18 protein-coding genes are annotated in these 16456 nt (G+C 42.9%); 14 read left to right on the forward strand and 4 right to left on the reverse strand.

The window, feature by feature from the left end; all coding sequences use genetic code 11:
- Nucleotides 1-8: 8 nt before the first annotated feature.
- The 3 genes from ABEQ24_RS15525 to ABEQ24_RS15535 are packed head-to-tail and all read right to left on the reverse strand — an operon-like array spanning nucleotide 9 to nucleotide 3700.
- Nucleotides 9-1271 carry a PTS ascorbate transporter subunit IIC gene (locus ABEQ24_RS15525; RefSeq protein ID WP_430007621.1) on the reverse strand — a complete coding sequence of 421 codons (1263 nt, stop codon included), beginning with the start codon at nucleotides 1269-1271 and terminating at the stop codon, nucleotides 9-11.
- Between the two features lie 33 nt (nucleotides 1272-1304).
- Nucleotides 1305-1574: a PTS sugar transporter subunit IIB gene (locus ABEQ24_RS15530; RefSeq protein WP_430007622.1), complete on the reverse strand. Its 270-nt coding sequence runs from the start codon at nucleotides 1572-1574 to the stop codon at nucleotides 1305-1307.
- Between the two features lie 11 nt (nucleotides 1575-1585).
- Entirely contained in the window at nucleotides 1586-3700 is a 2115-nt protein-coding gene (locus ABEQ24_RS15535) for a BglG family transcription antiterminator (RefSeq protein ID WP_430007623.1), read from the reverse strand.
- 267 nt (nucleotides 3701-3967) lie between these two features.
- Here ABEQ24_RS15535 and ABEQ24_RS15540 point away from each other — a divergent pair, with 267 nt between their 5' ends.
- The 6 genes from ABEQ24_RS15540 (at nucleotide 3968) to ABEQ24_RS15565 (ending at nucleotide 8969) form a co-directional block, all read left to right on the forward strand.
- Complete coding sequence (locus ABEQ24_RS15540) at nucleotides 3968-4897, forward strand: ATP-binding cassette domain-containing protein (protein WP_430007624.1); 930 nt, start codon at nucleotides 3968-3970, stop codon at nucleotides 4895-4897.
- Nucleotides 4894-5982, forward strand: a complete 1089-nt coding sequence (locus ABEQ24_RS15545) for an ABC transporter permease (protein WP_430007625.1) — start codon at nucleotides 4894-4896, stop codon at nucleotides 5980-5982. Before ABEQ24_RS15540 ends, ABEQ24_RS15545 begins: the two co-directional genes overlap by 4 nt.
- 34 nt (nucleotides 5983-6016) lie before the next feature.
- Nucleotides 6017-6679: an O-methyltransferase gene (locus ABEQ24_RS15550; RefSeq protein ID WP_430007626.1), complete on the forward strand. Its 663-nt coding sequence runs from the start codon at nucleotides 6017-6019 to the stop codon at nucleotides 6677-6679.
- 211 nt (nucleotides 6680-6890) lie between these two features.
- Nucleotides 6891-7970, forward strand: a complete 1080-nt coding sequence (locus ABEQ24_RS15555; RefSeq protein WP_430007627.1) for a cyanophycinase — start codon at nucleotides 6891-6893, stop codon at nucleotides 7968-7970.
- A 137-nt stretch (nucleotides 7971-8107) separates the two neighbouring features.
- Nucleotides 8108-8530, forward strand: a complete 423-nt coding sequence (locus ABEQ24_RS15560; RefSeq protein ID WP_430007628.1) for a GNAT family N-acetyltransferase — start codon at nucleotides 8108-8110, stop codon at nucleotides 8528-8530.
- A gap of 13 nt (nucleotides 8531-8543) precedes the next feature.
- The gene (locus ABEQ24_RS15565) at nucleotides 8544-8969 is read left to right on the forward strand and encodes a DUF1801 domain-containing protein (RefSeq protein WP_430007629.1); all 426 of its coding nucleotides are present in this window, start codon (nucleotides 8544-8546) and stop codon (nucleotides 8967-8969) included.
- A 37-nt stretch (nucleotides 8970-9006) separates the two neighbouring features.
- Here ABEQ24_RS15565 and ABEQ24_RS15570 read toward each other — a convergent pair whose 3' ends face one another.
- A complete protein-coding gene (locus ABEQ24_RS15570; protein ID WP_430007630.1) occupies nucleotides 9007-9183 on the reverse strand; it encodes a hypothetical protein in 177 nt (58 codons plus the stop codon).
- Nucleotides 9184-9288: 105 nt separating this feature from the next.
- On the opposite strand from ABEQ24_RS15570, the gene ABEQ24_RS15575 reads away from it, so the two are divergent.
- The 8 genes from ABEQ24_RS15575 (at nucleotide 9289) to ABEQ24_RS15610 (ending at nucleotide 16089) form a co-directional block, all read left to right on the forward strand.
- Nucleotides 9289-9432, forward strand: coding sequence for a hypothetical protein (locus ABEQ24_RS15575; RefSeq protein ID WP_430007631.1), 144 nt, complete (start codon nucleotides 9289-9291; stop codon nucleotides 9430-9432).
- 95 nt (nucleotides 9433-9527) lie between these two features.
- Nucleotides 9528-10055 (forward strand): signal peptidase I, encoded by a 528-nt coding sequence (gene lepB / locus ABEQ24_RS15580; RefSeq protein WP_430007632.1) that lies wholly within the window; start codon nucleotides 9528-9530, stop codon nucleotides 10053-10055.
- A 213-nt stretch (nucleotides 10056-10268) separates the two neighbouring features.
- Nucleotides 10269-10733: a DUF2243 domain-containing protein gene (locus ABEQ24_RS15585; RefSeq protein ID WP_430007633.1), complete on the forward strand. Its 465-nt coding sequence runs from the start codon at nucleotides 10269-10271 to the stop codon at nucleotides 10731-10733.
- A 1-nt stretch (nucleotide 10734) separates the two neighbouring features.
- On the forward strand, nucleotides 10735-11517 hold the full coding sequence (locus ABEQ24_RS15590; RefSeq protein ID WP_430007634.1) for a cytochrome c oxidase assembly protein: 783 nt from the start codon (nucleotides 10735-10737) through the stop codon (nucleotides 11515-11517).
- A 16-nt stretch (nucleotides 11518-11533) separates the two neighbouring features.
- The gene (locus ABEQ24_RS15595; RefSeq protein WP_430007635.1) at nucleotides 11534-12364 is read left to right on the forward strand and encodes an NAD(P)H-hydrate dehydratase; all 831 of its coding nucleotides are present in this window, start codon (nucleotides 11534-11536) and stop codon (nucleotides 12362-12364) included.
- A 431-nt stretch (nucleotides 12365-12795) separates the two neighbouring features.
- Nucleotides 12796-13638 carry a pyrroline-5-carboxylate reductase gene (proC, locus tag ABEQ24_RS15600; RefSeq protein ID WP_430007636.1) on the forward strand — a complete coding sequence of 281 codons (843 nt, stop codon included), beginning with the start codon at nucleotides 12796-12798 and terminating at the stop codon, nucleotides 13636-13638.
- Between the two features lie 48 nt (nucleotides 13639-13686).
- Nucleotides 13687-14802, forward strand: coding sequence for a glutamate 5-kinase (gene proB / locus ABEQ24_RS15605; protein ID WP_430007637.1), 1116 nt, complete (start codon nucleotides 13687-13689; stop codon nucleotides 14800-14802).
- Between the two features lie 21 nt (nucleotides 14803-14823).
- Entirely contained in the window at nucleotides 14824-16089 is a 1266-nt protein-coding gene (locus tag ABEQ24_RS15610) for a glutamate-5-semialdehyde dehydrogenase (RefSeq protein WP_430007638.1), read from the forward strand.
- The last annotated feature ends 367 nt before the right edge of the window (nucleotides 16090-16456 follow it).

The raw sequence follows: 16456 nt of genomic DNA on the forward strand, positions 1-16456 counted from the left end.
TTTCTATCTTACGTAAACAGTTTAATGATGAATGAAATTAATATACCAACAACCCCAAAGTCTGAATCTCCAAAAGTCGTACCCTCAAAGCCTAATGATCCAAGGACAGGCAATAACAGTGCCGGTAAAAACGAGATTAATAGTCCGTTGGCAAATGCTCCAATAATAGCGCCGCGTCTGCCCCCGGTGGCGTTCCCGAAAACTCCTGCTGCAGCACCTGTGAAGAAATGGGGGATAAGGCCTGGTACAATGATTTTTAATCCTAGTAATGGCAGGATAAACATCGATAGTGCACCAGCTGCAAAACTTGATAGAAACCCGATAATGACAGCATTTGGAGCGAAAGGGAAAACGGCAGGTGCATCAAGTGCGGGCTTCGCATCTTTTACCACTTTATCTGCAATCCCTTTAAAAGCCGGCACGATTTCAGCAATTAACATCCTAACGCCCGCTAATACAATGTATACCCCGGCAGCGAAAGTGATCGCTTGCATAAAGGAGAAAACAAGGAAGTTTGTGCCGCTGCTCAGTTCTGTTTCGACAAAGCTTTTTCCTGCCATGGGTGCGACAATTAAAAAGAGGATAGTCATTGTTAAGCTCATGGCTACAGATGTATCACGCAAGAAACCAAGAGATTTCGGCACTTTGATATCTTCTGTAGATTTCGATTTGTCTCCTGTCCGTTTTGCCAAGAATGCAGAAGTGAAATATCCAATCGAACCAAAGTGGCCAAGAGCGATACTGTCGTTTCCCGTAATTTGTCTTACATATGGTTGAAGAAGTGCCGGCATAAGCACCATTAAACTTCCTAATATAAGTGATCCAATAATGATTAACGGAACTCCTGTAATTCCGCCTGTTGCGAAAACGGCAGAAAGCAGGCAGGCCATAAATAAGGTATGATGCCCTGTCAAGAAAATGTATTTGAAACGAGTGAACCTGGCAATAAGGATGTTAACGAGCATCCCGAAAAGCATGATCATGGCTGTTTCCGTTCCAAGTGTTTCTTGTGCAATTGCAACGATCGCTTCGTTATTTGGGATAATTCCCTGAATATTGAATGCTTTTTCGAACATGCTTCCAAATATGTCAAGAGCGCCAATTAAGATCGTGGCTCCGGCACCAAGAATAACAAATCCCATAATGGTCTTCAGTGTTCCTGAAATCGTATCTGCAATCCCTTTTTTCTGAAGAACAAGTCCAATAAAAGCAAACAATCCAACAAGAATGGCTGGTGTACCCAGCACATCTTTCATAATAAAATCAATCATTCGAGACCCTCCTCTTTACTTGAGCAGCTCTTTCTATTTAAGGTGTTTTTCCAAAACGCTTTTTAGTTCATTGGTGTCTAAAATATTTGTTAACCCTTCAACGGTTCTTGTTCCATCATCCAGTGACTCTACTAAATCTTTCGAACCCAGGTAAAGATCGGCCTGTTCTGATTTACTTGTTGTTAAATCTGTATGAGATACCTCAGCTTGAACGCCAAGCTCATTTAAAATCGTTTTTACATTCATTTCAACAATAAAGCTGCTTCCTAATCCATTCCCGCAAACTACTAAAATCTTTTTCATCATTTTTCCTCCTAATTAGTTGAATATTGATTGATAACAGATAGAACTTCATCCGTTGTTTCAGCTTGTTCCAGTTTCAAAATGTTTTCTGGGTTTGACAGCATCATTGAAAATTGAGATAAGGCTTTTAAATGCGTTTCATTATCGATTGCTGCCAGCACGAATAAAAGATGTACATGGTGTTCAGTTTTTTCTGAAAATGAACAGCCCTCTTTTATTCTGAGAAAACTCATCCCTACTTTATTTACTCCATCTTCCGGGCGGGCGTGAGGCAGGGCGATTTTTGGAGCAATGACGATATATGGTCCGAGTTTTTCTACGTTGTTAATCATTGCTTCAATATAGCTCTCTTTAATAGACTCATTTGCTAAAAGAGGTTCTGCTCCAATCTTTATTGCTTCTTTCCAGCTATCAACTTGATTTGTAAACTGAATCGTTTCTTTTGTTAAGATGTCATTTAACATTGGTCTTTTCCTCACCTCATTTTCTGTAGATCTATTCGCTTTAAAATAGTGAATAAGCTCTTGCTGCAGCCCTTTTTCATCCGTAATCACACCATGTTTTTTCATGATTGTCATTAATGCTTCAACGTCACCCGGCATTGAAGTTGGCGATGCCTCAATTTGTGCAAGCAGGTTTGTCTTTTCAGCATGGGTTAATATGGGGTGAACGATGAAAACAGGGACATCCCGTTCATTAATAGGAGTTGTTGAGATGACGTAATCTATCTGTCCGAGTTCGCTTTTATGATACTCTCGTTTGGTCATCACTTTAATGACATCTAATGTTGGAATTAAATCCTCCAGCTGTTTTTGGACAATTCTTGAGGTGCCGATCCCGCTTCCGCATACTACCGCTGCTTTCTTTCTGGCTTGTACAGAAACACCTTCTTTTTCTATCCAGCCCCCAAAATGCAGCGATATATAAGCGATTTCGTCTTTAGATACCTGTTTTCCAAGTACATCTTCAAAGTGATGAATGACTTTTTGTGTTAACAAGTAAATGTCCTGATATTTCTCTTGGACAGATGAGGTCAGCGGATTTTCAAGATCAATCCCATATTTAATTCGATAGTATGCAGGTTTTAAATGCAAAAATAAGTTTTTCTCAAGCGCTTGTCTTTCTTTAAAAACCACGCATGCATATGTTTGAAAGGAATCTACCATCCTGGTAATTATTTTCTTCATATTTAAAGAGTCTTGGTCATCAATCGGTTCCCGCTTATATTCGCTGATTTTGGCTCCTAGAAGATAGGTCGTCATATAATAAACTTCATCTTCAGGAACTTTTATTTGGTAAACGTTTTCAATTTTTGAGCAAATAGATTTAGATGCCTGAAATTCTTTTGTTTGAACGATAACCTGTTTTTCCACAGGGTTTATTGTTACAAATTTGGATTGAGCAAAACGTTTTATAAATGAAGCTAGATGTACGCTCATTTGATTGATAATGTCATCTGTAAAGTGAACCCCTATTAGTTGTTCTGCTTCATTTAAGAGAGTATGAATCTCGCTGATTGTAAGTCTCTTAAAGTCTTTAAGTGATGCTGGTCCGCTTGCTATTAAACTCCTCTTTGCGTCTGATAAAAGCTGATCTAAACTTTGTCCGTCAGTCAGCTCTGTAATATAAGAAACCAATGCACTTCGTTTGTCCTGCTCAGCTCCTGATAAGTAGTACCCTTTTTCTTTTTTAAAGAGAATAGTCAGGTTGTAGCTGCTTAACTCCTGTTTTATCTGCTTAATATCTGAAAGCATGGTGCTGCGGCTAACAAGAAAACGATCTAGAAACGTCTGCAGAAAAACTGGTTCTTCCCTTGTCAGAATCATTACCACAGCCCAGGCTTTTCTTTCTTGAGGAGAATGTTCATACATCTGATCTTGCCGGGGATGTGTAAATTTTTGTTTGATTTGTTCACGTGTGATATCAGATACGTAAAAACCAGCAGAGCGGACATAATTTAATGCTTCAAGCTCATGATCCTTCAGCCAATCATTAATTTTATCAATATCATAATAGACAGTCCGCTTCGAGATATTCATCGCTTCCATAATCTCTGAAGTCGGCACAAAACGGGGCGTTTCCACAATTTTGTTTAAAATCCCCACACAACGCTGATCTAATGTCATAGCAATCCTCCTTCCTTGAAAAGAGATTTCGCACATGAAGTTTGCAAACATCAAACTTCAATCCTTTTAATAAGTGTTCCTTACCTTCATTATACTGCGTCATTTCTAGATGATAAGTCCAAATGTTTACTGAGGGAGTTTGCAATGATTGAACTTAAGATTAATGAGATGGCATAGAAAGGGATAAAGCCCTCCCGCAAAGAATACATACCTATATAAACAAATCTGAGGCAGCAGCAAGACTGTCTCATTTTGGAGTGTGAAAAAATGAGTGATCAGGAACGGATTATTGCCGTGAATGGCCTGGTGAAAAAGTATGGCGATTTTACTGCGGTAAATGGAATTGCTTTTGACGTGTATAAAGGTGAAGTATTTGGAGTGCTTGGGCCGAATGGTGCAGGGAAGACGACAACTTTGGAGATGCTGGTCGGGCTGCGGAAGCCGGATGGCGGTTCGGCTGATATCGGCGGGTTTGATGTGGTAAGGGATCTGAAGAAAGTAAAGGAAGTGATTGGTGTCCAGCTGCAGTCGACGACTCTTTTTGAGCTTTTGACGGTGGAGGAGATCCTTCATTTGTATGCGAGTTTTTATAAAAAACAAATTCCGATTCATCCGCTGATTGAGGATATGCTTTTAACGGATAAAACAAAGAGCAGAATTAAAAGTTTGTCAGGCGGACAGAAGCAGAGACTTGCAATTGCGCTCGCTCTTGTCCATGATCCTTTGATTATTTTTCTGGATGAGCCGACGACGGGACTTGATCCGCAGGCCAGAAGAACGCTGTGGGATATTATTTTTAACCTGAAGGAAAAAGGTGTGACGGTTGTTTTGACAACACATTACATGGATGAAGCTCATGTGCTTTGCGACAGGATCGCCATTATGGATCAGGGAAATCTGATTGCACTCGATACGCCGGCCGAGCTTGTCCGCAGCCTTCACTCTGAAAATGCGGTGGAATTCCGTTTTGAGGAAGAAGCACCAGAGATGGATCTCACTCAAATTGAGGGCGTTAAGCAGGTCGGAAAGCAGAAGGATGCAACCATTCTCTATACGGATAATCTTCAGGCGACTTTAACGAGCCTTATTCAAACGGCTGCAGACCGCGGCTTGAAATTGGCAGACTTACAAATTCGGACGGCAACGCTTGAGGACGTCTTTATTCATATGACGGGAAGGAGGCTGAGGGAAGCATGAGGGCATATTGGCAGTTAACGTTAACCCAGCTGCGTATTTTTATGCGCAATCGCCAAGTCTTGTTTTGGACGCTTGCGTTTCCGATTTTTCTGATGGTCATGCTAGGCTCGTTTTTGGGAGGCGGGAACAGCATGTCGGTGACGGTTGGAGTCGTCGATCAGGATCAATCCGCTGAATCGGAGGCATTTGTATCTTCATTAAAGAAAAATAAAGCGATGGAGCTTGAAATGGAGTCGAAAGAGGACATCGCCTTCAGTGAGGTGAATCAGGGGAATCTGCAAATCTTGATTGTGATTCCAAAAGGTTATGGTGAAGAGCTTGATCAGGAGACTCCTTTCAAAATCCCGGTCTATTATGACGAAACAAATACAGCAGTCTCCCAGCTTGGACTGCAGCTTGTAAATGGAGCGGTTGATCAGATCAGCAAAGAAAAAGCAGATTACAAGCCTGTCGTCGTCACGGAGCCGAAAGGAATTGAAACGCTGAATCTGCAGTATATTGATTTTCTAGTACCGGGAATTGTGGCGATGATGATTATGAGCAACAACATGAACGGGGTGGCAGGGCAGATCGCGGCATGGAGAGAACGGGGTATTTTAAGAAGAATGCAGGGAACGACACTTAAGGCGTCGACCTTCATTGCAGCTCAGATCACGGCGCGCCTTATGCTGAATGGTTTGCAGGCACTGCTTGTCCTTGTAATAGCGCAGCTGATTTTCGGGGTGGATGTACGCGGATCTTGGCTGACACTGATTGCTTTTGTTATTTTAGGCACGCTTGCCTTTATGGCGATCGGATTTATCATTGCCGGAATTGCAAAAACACCGGAGAGTGCGGCACCAATCGCAGGATTCCTTTCCTTCCCAATGCTTTTTTTAGGAGGCGTCTTTTTCCCGATAAAAAACATGCCGGATTTCCTGCAGCCGATAGTCTATGTGCTTCCAATTTCCCATTTGAGCCATGCATTAAGGGAAGTGATGAACGTCGGAGCATCCTTTTTGGCACTTGGAACGGAAACGCTGATTTTGGGATGCTGGGTTGTGGGAGCTTTTATCGTGGCGAGTTTTACGTTTAAGTGGGAATAAGAACCAGAATTAAAGAAAAGGGAGACGATCTCATATGACGACACCAGCAATTTGGAAGAAAGCAGACGATTATTTTGCATCTAAACTTCATTCGACTGACCCTGATATGTCTTATATTCTTAAAGCAAACGAAGAGGCGGGGCTGCCAGAGATTGATGTGGCCCCTAACCAGGGCAAGCAGCTTTATTTGCTCGCGAAGATGAAAGGGGCGAAAAGGATTCTTGAAATAGGGACGCTCGGCGGCTACAGCAGTATTTGGCTTGCGCGTGCGCTGCCTGAAGACGGAAAGCTGATCACGCTTGAATATGAAGAAAAGCATGCGAGTGTTGCCATCGAAAATATGAAAAAAGCCGGTCTTGATCATAAAATTGAGATTATGGTTGGAGCTGCGCTCAAAACGCTTCCCGCACTTCAAGATCAGGAACCATTTGATTTTATTTTTATTGATGCCGATAAAGTAAATTATCCAGGCTATTTTGAATGGGCGATGAAACTTTCTAAACCTGGAACCGTAGTTTTGGGAGACAATGTGGTCCGCGGAGGAAAGGTCATCGATGAAAACAGCTTGGACGAGAATGTGAACGGTGTCCGGTCGCTGATGGAATTGCTTTCAAAGGAGCCTAGAATCGAGGCGGCGGCTATTCAGACGGTCGGAAGCAAAGGGTACGATGGATTTGTGCTTGGGATTGTCAAATAAACAGGGGAAAGCTGCTGAACAATGGCAGCTTCTTTTTTTGTCAAAATAATTGGTTGTTTAGGTTCTTATTTAGCTTTTTCCAACAACCAAAATCATCCAAAAAGAAAGTCTCCAGTAGCGAAACTCTTGATAATTCTGCTTGTTTTCTTCTTGGCACATATCTTGCATATTATTAGTTTGAATTTTCAAAAAAGATAATAGGAGGAATAAAATGAAACGAGTAAAGGATTTGCGAGTGGCCGGGAAGAAGCTATTGATTTGTGCTGCATTAATAGGAGGATTTATTGTTTCAGCACCTCAGGGTTCGGCGGATGCTGCTGCCTCACCGTATACTCTCTACACCACTGGAAGCACGGCGGATAAAGTAACAACTACTTCATTTGGTCAGGTTTACATGGGAGGAAGCACAGATGTCGACAAAGCATTTGAATGGATGATTCAAAAGGCAAACGGAGGAGATTTCCTTATTCTCCGGGCGACCGGTACTGACGGCTACAATCAGTATGTATATGATCTGGCTAAGTCCATTGGAAAACCTCTTAACTCGGTTAATACTGTCGTGGTAGACAATTTAACACAGGCAGGCTCGGATTCCTCGCTCATCAACAGAATCAACAAAGCAGAAGCTATATTTTTCGCAGGTGGAAATCAGGCGGATTATGTAGATTTCCTTGAAGGCTCTCAAGCTTTAACAGCCTTGAACAACCGAATTCAAACTGTTCCGTTTGGCGGCACAAGTGCGGGTGCCATGATACAGGGAGATCATATTTATGATGCCATCTCTGCAGGATCAAGAACACTCGACTCTGTTACTGCACTTACTAACCCTTACAGCTCTCTCATTTCCTTTACAGACTATCTGATTCAGACTCCGCACAATAACAACATCCAAACAGACACGCATTTTGAGCAAAGAGACCGTATGGGAAGATTGCTCACTTTCATGGCTCGCAACATACAGGACGGGGAAGAAACCGGTACATCTGCTAAAGGCATCGGTCTGAATGAAAAATCGGCGCTCCTTGTTGAAAAAGACGGAACAGCCAAAGTGGTTACTCAGCCTGGAGCAGTGAATGCGGCTGTTTACATGGCCAAATCCAATCAGACGCCAACTCGATGTGTAAGCGGAAGCTCGCTTACATATAATAATATTTCCATTTACAAGCTGACTGATGGAAACACGTTCAATCTCTCAACATGGACAGGGTCAGGTGGCCTGTCTTATACGTTGAATGTCAATAACGGCACGATCAGTTCTTCAACCGGCAAGGTATACGGAAATACACCTTAATCGATCAGCAAAACAAAGAGTCAAAGTTTCTTTGGCTTTTTTGTTTATTTCACAGAAAAAGAACAAAAAGAAACAGGAACTTGGTATCTTTAAAAAGAATTATTAAGAAACATATTAAATAGACAGGGAGACAGCATATGACTTACTACATTTTAAAAGAAGATAGTCCGTACAGCAAAAACATCGTCAATCAAAAACTTTATGAGTACAATTCTCTTCACTTTCCGGAGGATTTAAACGGCAGGTATGAGGAGGTTAATTTGTATCTCAAAGATGAAAATGACATGGTCCGCGGAGGGATTTTAGGAGAAATCTGCTGGAACTGGCTTGAGATTCATACTCTGATGATCGATGAGGATCTGCGGCACTCAGGCCACGGATCAAAGCTGCTGGCAGAAGCCGAAAATCTGGCTAAACTTAAAAAATGCGATTTTGTAAAAGTCGACACCCTCAGCTTTCAGGCCGTGGATTTCTACAAGAAGCATGGATACGAAGTATATGGCACGCTTGATGGAGTTGGAAGAGACTTTAAGCACCACTATTTGAAAAAGAATCTGTAAAGGAGCGAAGTTTGTGGCGTATGAATTGAAAACAAAAGAAACCGACAATAGTGTTCTTGAGTTTATAGAGGCTGTTGATTCTGCTAAGAAGCGGGAGGATGCTTACGAGCTGCTGGATATCTTCACAGAAACGACGGGCTATGAGGCTAAAATGTGGGGACCAAGCATCATCGGCTTCGGTTCGTATCATTACAAATATGCGTCGGGTCATGAAGGGGATGCACCGCTTGTAGGCTTTTCGCCGCGCAAAGCAAAAATCAGCCTTTACTTTGCACCAGGTGAAACGAAGCGCGACGAGCTTTTAAAGGAGTTTGGAAAGCATACGACCGGGAAGGCGTGTGTCTACATAAACAAGGTGGCTGATATTGATATTGAGGTGATGAGGAAACTGATTCGGCAGTCTGTCACTTTTTTAAAGGAAACATATCCGGATCAGTAACCAGGAGAGGCGGCCTTATTAAGAGGTCCGCCTTCTTTTATTCGCCGCTCTGCTTTGATGGTCTGATGGCAGACAAAAAATAGGCAAATCCGGCACAGAAGAAAAGAAAGATAATGAAGCTAATGAATGGCGGTGCATAAAATCCTCCAAACCACTGAAGAAAATAAAACAAAAAGCCGAATGAAAAATAGATGGCTGACGCAATATGTTTCATAAGGGACATCACTCCTTATTTATGGCACTATATAGATATATTCCCTGCATTTTGAAACTTTCCGCTTTTAACTTTCGTAGATAGTCATATAAGGAGCGGGTGAAAATGAGTGCTGAAAAAAAGAACCAAACGGGTTTGGCCCTTGGCATTGCACTTGGTGCAGGAATTGGAATCGCGCTTGATAATATTGGAATGGGAATTGCCATCGGGATTGTTTTTGGAATCGCATTCTGGTCTTCAAAAAAATAAATCGCAACGGAAAATTATATGAAGGCTTGAATCTTTTTGATGCAGACTGCCTCTTTTTAAGAGAAAAGCAGTCGAGCTCGATTGGAGGGACAGCAATGAAAGAGAATACAAGAAAAGAAGTATGGAGCTGGATCAAGTCAATTGTATTTGCCGTCGTGATTGCATTGATTTGCAGAGAATTTTTATTTGCGCCTGTTTTGGTGGAAGGAAAGTCCATGCAGCCGACGTTTCAGGATCAAAACAGGCTGATTATTTCTAAGACAAGCGGCATTCAGCGTTTTGATATGGTCGTTTTTCATTCGCCAGAGCGGGGAAAGGATTATATCAAGCGTGTCATCGGACTTCCGGGTGATACAGTTGAAATGAGACAGGATACTTTGTATATTAATGGAAAAAAATACGGTGAACCTTATTTGGCTGCATCTAAAAAGAACCTCCCTTATAATGAACAGCTGACAGAAGATTTTCTGGCTATCGTTCCCGAAGACGCTTATTATGTGATGGGAGATAACCGGCGGCAAAGCAGGGACAGCCGCGAGATAGGCCCGGTTTCTGAAAAGAAAATGATCGGCGAAGTAAAACTGCGTTTTTTTCCATTAAATCAAGCAGGTATTCCTGAATAGCTCCCTGTTACCTCTATTGCATTTAAGCAGTGGAGGTTTTCTTTTTGTAAAAATGACAATCCTCGTAACCTTTTTTAATGGAAAGAAAGTCTTATCTTTTTTCTATATTTAAATCATCCAGTATGTAAAAAGAAGGGATTATCATCTATAGCGTTTACAGGAGAAAGGGAAAGGGAATTTTTGAGATAAGACATATTTCAAAAGGAGGCTCGTATGGATACTCAAGGTTCAAATCGCTATAACTATTTATCGCGGAATGTATGGTCCGGTCTTTTATTTGGTCTTGGCCTTGTCGCTTTTATTGATGAAACCATCTTTCATCAGCTTCTTCACTGGCATCATTTTTATGATAAATCGACAACAGATATTGGCTTGGTTTCGGATGGCCTTTTTCACGCGTTCAGCTGGCTTGCGACAATTGGAGGGTTATTTTTGTTTGCGGACCTCAGACGCCGGAATGGTTTATGGTTAAAGAGATGGTGGGGCGGCGTCTTTTTTGGAGCAGGCGTGTTTCAATTGTATGATGGCACTGTTCAGCATAAGCTGATGGGGCTTCACCAGATTCGCTATGTGGACAATGTGTACATATATGATTGGATCTGGAATATCATTGCAGCTTTGATGCTGATTGCCGGCATTATTCTTATCATACAGACAAAAAAGCGGAAGGCTGAGTAGAATGCATCATTCTCATCATGCAGTCGGAATTGGACCTCAAATACTATTGGCTCTGCCGTTTGTCGTGGCATTGGTTTTGTATGCCGCGGCTGTCTTGACCTCTAATCACAGGCGCAAAAAGTGGCCAGTTTACCGAACTGTTTTCTGGTTTATTGGGATTCTTTGCGCAATTGCTGCAGTTAGCTGGCCTCTAGCTAACCGTGCCCACATGGATTTCACCGCGCACATGCTCTGTCACTTGCTTCTCGGCATGATTGCGCCGCTGCTTATGGCTCTTGCTGCACCAATGACACTCTTTTTACGAGCCTTAAAAGTGAATCAGGCAAGACGGCTTACGGGTTTGCTGAAGAGCGGTCCAGTCCGCGTTCTAAGTAACCCGGCTACGGCTGCTTTATTGAATGTGGGAGGTCTTTGGGTCCTTTATACAACAGATTTATACGCAGTCATGCATCAGTTCATCCTGCTACATGCCGTCATCCATATTCATGTATTTTTAGCAGGTTATTTATTTACAGTATCCATCATTTACATTGATCCCGCGCCGCACAGGACGAGTTATGTTTATCGGGCAATTGTCCTTGTGCTTGCACTTGGAGGCCACGGAATCTTGTCGAAGTATATCTATGCTCATCCGCCAAACGGAGTGCCGGCAGATCAGGCTGAGACTGGCAGTATGCTGATGTACTACGGCGGAGATTTGGCTGATATCGTGATTATTTTTATTCTCTGCCTTCAATGGTACAGGGCAGCGCGTCCTCGTATTAGGGAGCTATCCATAAATTAGAAATGAGGTAATCTGCATGACTTCCTTTTGGACAGAAGAGAACGTCAAATCGACTCTTCCTGAAAGAGAAGCTTCAGGCCACAAAGGCACGTACGGAACGGGTCTTCTTATAGCAGGAAGCGAGGACATGCCTGGAGCTGCACTGCTTTCAGGTCTTGGTGCGATGCGCAGCGGGATCGGGAAGCTTGAAATTGGCACAGTTGAAGAAGTCATTCCGTATGTTGTCCCGAGTTTGCCGGAAGCAACTTATTTGAGAAATGGATTGAAGAAGCTGGCAGATGACAAAGTTAATTTGTCCAAGTACAAAGCGATTGCAGCAGGACCCGGCATAGAGCCGGATGAAGAAACAGAAAAGGCCATTAGACAGGTGCTGAAACTGGATTGCCCCGTTGTATTGGATGCTGGGGCGCTGTCTGAGAGAACGTATAGGAAAAGACAATCACCGGTTATTCTGACTCCGCATCCTGGGGAATTTTCAAAAATCACGGGTGTTGATGTAAAAGAGCTGCAGCAAAACCGCCCGCACCTAGCCTCCGTATGGGCGAAAAAGCTTGGCGTGACGATCGTTCTAAAAGGGAACGAGACGATTTGCGCTTTTCCGGATGGGGAAGTCTGGGCAAATCCGACAGGGAACAGCGCACTTGCAAAAGGCGGCACAGGCGATACTTTAACAGGGATGATGCTTGGCATGCTGTGCTGCCATAACGAATGGAAACATGCTGTCTTAAATGCTGTCTATCTTCACGGAGCATGTGCAGATAAATGGTCAGAAAAGAGGTCAGCACATACGATGCTTGCCCATGAATTAATGGATCTGCTTCCTGTGGTTTGGAAGAGCTTTGAATAATCCCGCAATAATTGGAAGCTTAATAAAGAGAAGAGTGTCCTTTGATAAGAACGGGGGCGCTCTTTTTTGAATACTTTCCATTTTCGGCCGAATACTTTCCTTTTCACCAGATTTACTTGCCTCAATCAGAATTTTACTTGCCGAAATAGCTAAAATACTTTCCTTTTTCCAAGCGTCTCCCAGCAGGACCTGTTCATTATCTCTAATACGTTAAATCCAAATTTCCGCAAATATCCCGATTACAGCCGATTATTCCCGATTAAACCGATTTGCTGATAGGTAACCCGTCAATGATAACGCTTCCTTTCACTATCTCGGCCTATTCCTTATGAATGTCCTGGATTCCCTTGAATCTCTCTCTCAGCATGTTACGATTATAACCGTTGAAAAAAACGAACGGACACGAACAGAGATTTTTGAGGGGGCTCATTATGTTAAGAGAAAAAACAGTTGCGTTTTTAGGTGCGGGATCGATGGCAGAATCCATGATTTCAGGGATTGTACAAGTCGGAAGCATCCCTGCAGAAAAAATTTATGTAACAAATAGAAGCAATCAAATGCGTCTTGAAGAAATGAATCATGTTTATGGCGTGAACGCGGTACAGCAGGATGCACTGCCATATGAAGAAATCGATTTGTTTATCCTGGCGATGAAGCCGCAGGGCGCAGCAGATGCGCTCCGGGAACTGAAAGATAAAGTAAGAGCGGATCAGGTTGTGATTTCTGTTTTAGCTGGTATTTCTACAGAGTTCATGGAAGATCATTTAAACCTGAATCAGCAGGTTGTACGCGTGATGCCGAATACGTCAAGCATGATCCAGGAATCAGCTACAGCACTAAGCCCTGGAAGACATACCGTTATGGATAACGTGTTTGCGGTGAAAGAACTGCTCAGCTGTATGGGAAAAGTCTTCTTAATTGAAGAAGAGCAGATGGATATTTTCACAGGAATTGCAGGAAGCGGTCCGGCTTACTTCTATTACTTAATGGAGCATATGGAGCAGGCGGGCGTTGAAAAAGGAATGGACGAGGAAATGGTACGCGAGATAGTTGCTCAAACCATTCTCGGCGCAGCGAAAATGATTATGGCAAACGACGAAGCACCGGAGAGTTTAAGGAAAAAAGTGACTTCACCAAATGGAACAACAGCATCAGGACTTGAGGCATTGCGGAAAAATAATGGCGGAAAAGCCATTTCACAGGCGATTCATCATGCGGCAAAACGTTCGAAAGAGCTGAATGAAGAAATGGCAGGAGCATTGATGACGTCTTAACCCGAATGTACTAGATAAGGTTAGACACAGATTCTCAGGAGGGATAGGATGTTGAAAGAAGAGAAAAAGATAAAAAGAGTTGTTATTAAGATCGGAAGCAGCTCGCTGACAAGTATGCACGGCGAGGTAAGCCGCAGAAAGCTTGAGAAGCTGGCAGATCAGATTGTCGAACTCAAGGATGCCGGCTATGAAACGGTAGTAGTTTCATCAGGAGCCGTGGCAGCGGGCTACCGCAAGCTTGGATGCATTCAGCGGCCGTCAGCGCTGCCTGAAAAACAGGCAGCAGCTTCCATCGGACAGGGTCTGTTAATGGAATCTTATTCAGAACTCTTTTTATCTCACGGATATGTCGCTTCACAGCTTTTGATTACAAGAAGTGATTTTTCCGATGAAACACGCTATGGAAATATGAAAAATACGATGAATGTGCTGCTTGAAAGGGGCATTATTCCAATCGTGAATGAAAATGATACGGTAACAGTCGATCGTTTGAAGTTTGGAGATAATGATACGCTTTCTGCTAAGGTTGCAGCGTTGATTGGCGCAGATCTGCTGATTATTTTATCCGATATCGATGGACTTTATAATGATAATCCAAACAGCAATCCGGATGCCAAACTCCTCGATAAAGTGGATGCCATCACACCGGAAATTGAAGCAGCAGCCGGCGGTTCTGGAAGTGCAGTCGGAACTGGCGGCATGAAATCTAAAATTGCAGCCTTTAAGATAGCGATGGCATCTGGCATTCAATCTTTCTTAGGAAAATCAAGCACAAGAGATATCTTGATGGATGCTGTAAACGGAACAGCAAAAGGCACGTATTTTGAACCTAAGCCGAATGCGTTCAATCTTGATAAGAAAAAACAATGGATCGCATTCCATTCCGGTCCTGAAGGCAAGATTATGATTTCGAATAAAGCGAAAACAGCCATAATCGATAAACAGCGAAACATTTATCCCGTCGATATACAGGAAGTGAACGGACGCTTTAATGATGGCGCAGTCGTTACGATCCTTGATGAAGACGGAGAAGAATTCGGTCTTGGCAGAATCAACTTTTCAACGGAAAACTTAAAAAGAGATACTAAAAATGAAACAATGGCAGCGATTGATCAGGAGACATTTGTTTGCTCTCTCGATTTTTCAATAAAGGTGCCAAGCTAAAAATGAACTGGAGGCGTTTTGATGAGTATTGCAGCTCTTAAACCAATGACGGTGGAAGAACAGGCAATCACAGCGAAAAAAGCACAGAAAGCATTAAGTTTGTTAACGACAGAGGAAAAAAATGAAGCTCTTAGAATGGTAGCAAATGAATTAGAAAAAGAATACCAAGTGATTTTGGATGCGAATAAAGAAGACTTGGATAAGGGCAGAGAAAAAGGGTTTGATGAGGCCTATATGGACAGATTGGCTCTCAATCAAGAACGAATCGGCGATTTTGCAGAGGGTCTGCGCCAGGTGGCCGATCTTCCTGATCCGACTTGGGATGTTCTATCCGATTGGACGCTTGAAAACGGTCTGAAAGTAGAGGAAGTTCGTGTTTCTCTCGGCGTCATCGGCATGATTTACGAGGCACGCCCAAATGTAACGGCAGATGCGGCAGGACTTGCGCTTAAATCAGGGAATGCGATTGTCCTGAAAGGCGGATCATCTGCCCTATCATCTAACAAAAAGATTGTGGAAGTGATGCACCGTGCGCTTGAGAAAACGAAAATTCCGAAAGAAGCCGTTCAGTTTATCGCTTCAACGGATCGTGCGGCAACACAGCAGCTTTTCACAATGAAGGAGCATATTGACGTTCTGATACCAAGAGGCGGCGCTTCTTTAATCAAGGCGGTTGTTGAAAATGCGACAGTACCTGTCTTAGAGACTGGAGTAGGAAACTGCCATATATATTTTGATAAAGAAGCTGACACGGATAAGGCGCTGAACATTCTCATCAATGCCAAAACAGATCGTCCTGCAGTATGTAATGCGGCGGAAACTCTGATTGTTCATCGTGACTGGCTTTTTGAAAATAAAGAAGTACTTGCAGATGCAGTGAAAAAGCATGGCATTACCGTTCATGGCGACAAGGAAGCAGCCGATGCTCTTCCAAATGTGATTCCTGCAAATGAAGAAGACTGGGCGGACGAATATTTAAGCCTGGATCTTGCGATTAAAACAGTAAGCAATCTTGAGGAAGCCATTGATCACATCGATCAATACGGCACAAAACATTCAGAAGCCATCATCACAGAAAACGCGGAAACAGCTAAGCGCTTCATGCACGTAGTCGATGCCGCAGCCCTTTATCATAATGCTTCAACAAGATTTACAGATGGCAGCGCGCTTGGATTCGGCTCAGAAATCGGCATTTCTACCCAAAAGCTCCATGCACGCGGACCAATGGGCTTGCCGGCGCTGACAACGATTAAGTATAGGATGACGGGGAATGGACAAGTTAGGTAAATATTGAAAAGCAGTTGAAAAACGCCCGATTTCTAATTGGGCGTTTTTTCTTTTGGGCTTAACGAAAGAGTTGGGAAATGGGAATTTTTAATTTCTTCTTTTCTGTTTCCGTCGCTAGATTGGCATATGCGAGATTATGATGGTTACCTCGTGGAATCATGAAGGGCCTATGATTCCACTTTTCAGGTGCCATGATTCCACTCTTCAAGTGCCATGATTCCACTCTTCAAGTGCATTCCAACGATCGTGGAATCAAAACAGCCCAATGATTCCACTTTTCAAGCACATCCAAGCGATTGTGGAATCAAAGGAGCCTATGAATCCACTTTTCAAGTGCATCGCATCAGTTTGTGGAATCAAAGCATCC

This window comes from Metabacillus idriensis (genome assembly GCF_050483325.1).
Classification (GTDB): domain Bacteria; phylum Bacillota; class Bacilli; order Bacillales; family Bacillaceae; genus Bacillus_P; species Bacillus_P idriensis_A.

What these genes read in the sequence shown, in the direction of transcription:
- ABEQ24_RS15525 (WP_430007621.1), bottom strand. Translation starts at nt 1,271, where the DNA reads ATGATTGATTTTATTATGAAAGATGTGCTGGGTACACCAGCCATTCTT.
- ABEQ24_RS15530 (WP_430007622.1), bottom strand. Translation starts at nt 1,574, where the DNA reads ATGAAAAAGATTTTAGTAGTTTGCGGGAATGGATTAGGAAGCAGCTTT.
- ABEQ24_RS15535 (WP_430007623.1), bottom strand. Translation starts at nt 3,700, where the DNA reads ATGACATTAGATCAGCGTTGTGTGGGGATTTTAAACAAAATTGTGGAA.
- ABEQ24_RS15540 (WP_430007624.1), top strand. Translation starts at nt 3,968, where the DNA reads ATGAGTGATCAGGAACGGATTATTGCCGTGAATGGCCTGGTGAAAAAG.
- ABEQ24_RS15545 (WP_430007625.1), top strand. Translation starts at nt 4,894, where the DNA reads ATGAGGGCATATTGGCAGTTAACGTTAACCCAGCTGCGTATTTTTATG.
- ABEQ24_RS15550 (WP_430007626.1), top strand. Translation starts at nt 6,017, where the DNA reads ATGACGACACCAGCAATTTGGAAGAAAGCAGACGATTATTTTGCATCT.
- ABEQ24_RS15555 (WP_430007627.1), top strand. Translation starts at nt 6,891, where the DNA reads ATGAAACGAGTAAAGGATTTGCGAGTGGCCGGGAAGAAGCTATTGATT.
- ABEQ24_RS15560 (WP_430007628.1), top strand. Translation starts at nt 8,108, where the DNA reads ATGACTTACTACATTTTAAAAGAAGATAGTCCGTACAGCAAAAACATC.
- ABEQ24_RS15570 (WP_430007630.1), bottom strand. Translation starts at nt 9,183, where the DNA reads ATGAAACATATTGCGTCAGCCATCTATTTTTCATTCGGCTTTTTGTTT.
- ABEQ24_RS15575 (WP_430007631.1), top strand. Translation starts at nt 9,289, where the DNA reads ATGAGTGCTGAAAAAAAGAACCAAACGGGTTTGGCCCTTGGCATTGCA.
- lepB (WP_430007632.1), top strand. Translation starts at nt 9,528, where the DNA reads ATGAAAGAGAATACAAGAAAAGAAGTATGGAGCTGGATCAAGTCAATT.
- ABEQ24_RS15585 (WP_430007633.1), top strand. Translation starts at nt 10,269, where the DNA reads ATGGATACTCAAGGTTCAAATCGCTATAACTATTTATCGCGGAATGTA.
- ABEQ24_RS15590 (WP_430007634.1), top strand. Translation starts at nt 10,735, where the DNA reads ATGCATCATTCTCATCATGCAGTCGGAATTGGACCTCAAATACTATTG.
- ABEQ24_RS15595 (WP_430007635.1), top strand. Translation starts at nt 11,534, where the DNA reads ATGACTTCCTTTTGGACAGAAGAGAACGTCAAATCGACTCTTCCTGAA.
- proC (WP_430007636.1), top strand. Translation starts at nt 12,796, where the DNA reads ATGTTAAGAGAAAAAACAGTTGCGTTTTTAGGTGCGGGATCGATGGCA.
- proB (WP_430007637.1), top strand. Translation starts at nt 13,687, where the DNA reads ATGTTGAAAGAAGAGAAAAAGATAAAAAGAGTTGTTATTAAGATCGGA.
- ABEQ24_RS15610 (WP_430007638.1), top strand. Translation starts at nt 14,824, where the DNA reads ATGAGTATTGCAGCTCTTAAACCAATGACGGTGGAAGAACAGGCAATC.